This is a genomic window from Succinivibrio sp., assembly GCF_045124615.1.
GTDB classification, from domain to species: domain Bacteria; phylum Pseudomonadota; class Gammaproteobacteria; order Enterobacterales; family Succinivibrionaceae; genus Succinivibrio; species Succinivibrio faecicola.
Genome location: NZ_JBGVMC010000207.1, coordinates 1 through 1,946, shown reverse-complemented (window position 1 = coordinate 1,946; position 1,946 = coordinate 1). Strand labels below are relative to the sequence as shown.

Here is a 1,946-nt window from a genome sequence, read left to right as displayed (position 1 = left end):
AGTTGCCTCTTCAGCTGTGTATGTATAGTATTCGTCAGCCCAAGTTCCCTGTTTTACTTCAGGTGCGATCTTATTTGCGTTTGTTACACCAAATAAGATCTCTACAATCTGAGGATCGATATACTGGAAAAATGATGCAGGATAACCAACATTAGGAGTTATCTGTAATGCACTATCCATTGCAAGGGCAGTCTTTGATAAATTCGTCTTAATCTTACCGTTTACGGTGTCATAAGCCATAACGCCCTTTGCACCTTCAACATAGATGCCTTTAGCCTTTAACTGTTCTAAATTTAACATGATTTTTTCTCCGAACCTTAATTAGTTAAATTTCTCAATGATAACTACATCGCCTGCGTTTGCACTTGCACCGCCATTAGGGATTACAACCTTAAAGCCAGTGTCAACCTCACTACCACCTGCGCTTGATGCTAGATTGATCGCACCTGTGGTTGGATTCACAAAAACGCCCATACCTGATGTAATTGAAGATAAACCAGCAGGAACATTAATGTAGAACTGACCCTGTACTGCTACTGTTGCAACTGCTCCATCAGGAAGAATGTTAGTGCCACTAGATGTTACATTCTCTAATGCTACATCTACAACACGCTCAACAAAGCCTAATGGCTTATCCTCAGCGGAACCAGTGGCAGAAACAATCGCAAAAGGTGCTGACTGAACACCACCAGCAGTTTTAGCGAATGCAAAAGCACCTACTACAACTGTGCCGTCTGATAGTGGATTGTAACCTAAATAACGTGCGCTATCGGTTGCTACTTTCTGACCTGCTACACCAATTGCAGGTAAAACATTGACTACTTTCTGAACCATTTTTAAAACCTCTGATTAGATTGAATCTTTAACATTGTTTAAAAGCTGAACAGCACGATCATTGTCTGCAACTGATTTTCTTGAATCACCTACAAGAGTTGATCTATTTGCCATATAGCCTCTATATAGTGCTCTACACTCTTTAGCAGTCATGCCCTTAGTTCTTAGACCTAGAACATTACAAGCCTTGCGATATACAGCACCTGCATTATCGAATGCCATTGCATCTACCTTACCTAAAGTACGCTTGCACTCTTCAACAGCCTTATAACGGTTAGCAAAAGACTGTTTAACAGCATTGATAACCTTAGCAATTGAATCCTCACCTAGCTCACGCTTTTCGCCCTCACTTTCGTGTAGAGAATCTAAGTGCTTTGGCTCTTCCTTTTCTTTCTTCTCGCCGTACTTAACGCCCTCGGCAAATGCTTTCTGTACAATAGGATCTTCTGAATCAAGTCCGCAGGCATCTAAACCGTGTTTCTGATCTTCGTCAAAATTCAAGGTTTCTTTCTTCTCCTTGTCTTCTTCCTCTAGATCTTCATCTTCGCCTAGATCCTCTTCACTTTCGATCTCTTCCTTGTCGGTTAGATCGTCATCTTCGCTGATCTCTTCCTTAGTTTCCAGATCTTCTTTAGTCTCTAGATCTTCATCTTCTGCCTCAACTTCTGACTTAGCTTTGATGATCTCTTCGATCTTTGCTCGTGCCTCGTCTTTGTCAATGCCTGCCTCTTCTAGCTTTGCTAGAAATTCATTTAATTTATCTTCCATTGTGGAGATCTCCTCGTCTTTTGTTATGTCAACAACGTTGCCCATTGCATCAGTTTTATGCAAATCTTTTAACATATTTGCAGTAGAGATCATCTGATCTGCTAGTGCAATTTCCATCTTTTCAACTTTATCACTCATATTTGTAACCTCGTTAAGAGTTGATTTTGAATCTTTAACCAAAACGTCATGCCCTGCCCTGCCCTCTTCAACTAAGGCTAAATGGTTGCATGATATATCTCTCATTATAAGATCGTATGGCTCGCCATTAAAGACACCCGATTTTTTCTCAGGCGTGTATCTATATCCTAAAGACAATTCACGCATTGAACCATCATTTATACGCT

At 40.5% G+C, this 1,946-nt stretch carries 3 protein-coding genes; all 3 read right to left on the bottom strand.

Translation table 11 applies throughout. The features are described 5' to 3' along the window. The coding region (locus ACJML3_RS05340) for a hypothetical protein (RefSeq protein WP_406021271.1) at positions 1–300 on the bottom strand (300 nt) is incomplete at its 3' end. A 21-nt stretch (positions 301–321) separates the two neighbouring features. Next, complete coding sequence (locus ACJML3_RS05335) at positions 322–834, bottom strand: hypothetical protein (protein ID WP_406021269.1); 513 nt, start codon at positions 832–834, stop codon at positions 322–324. A gap of 15 nt (positions 835–849) precedes the next feature. Next, the coding region (locus ACJML3_RS05330; protein ID WP_406021267.1) for a DUF2213 domain-containing protein at positions 850–1,946 on the bottom strand (1,097 nt) is incomplete at its 5' end.

What these genes read in the sequence shown, in the direction of transcription:
- ACJML3_RS05335 (WP_406021269.1), bottom strand. Translation starts at nt 834, where the DNA reads ATGGTTCAGAAAGTAGTCAATGTTTTACCTGCAATTGGTGTAGCAGGT.